Source organism: Paraburkholderia sp. SIMBA_030 (assembly GCF_046535245.1).
GTDB lineage: Bacteria > Pseudomonadota > Gammaproteobacteria > Burkholderiales > Burkholderiaceae > Paraburkholderia.
Genome location: NZ_JAWRXB010000889.1, coordinates 1 through 260, shown reverse-complemented (window position 1 = coordinate 260; position 260 = coordinate 1). Strand labels below are relative to the sequence as shown.

Genomic DNA, 260 nt, shown 5'->3' with positions numbered 1-260 from the left:
CACAGCTAGCCAGTAGATCCAGGGGACGTAGCGGCGGACGAGGAACTGCAGTAAAAGTGAGCCAACCAGCCCAACCCCGCCCAGAGCCAATGCTAATGCCGGGTTCATGCTATGGACCAAATAGTCCGACGTCGTTTCACCCATCCCAGTTGTGAGAACCTTCGCCACCCAGAACCCAGCCGTAATTTCCGGGACCTTGACTCCGGCCAAGCGGCCTGGTGTGCCGCCCCGTGCAGGAGTAATGAGTGCAGGAACGTGGC

Annotated in this window: 1 pseudogene; it reads right to left on the bottom strand. The window is 59.6% G+C overall.

The annotated features are described in order from the left end of the window. A pseudogene (locus tag SB772_RS42575) lies at nucleotides 1-168 on the bottom strand (hypothetical protein); the annotation flags it as partial. Nucleotides 169-260 lie beyond the last annotated feature (92 nt).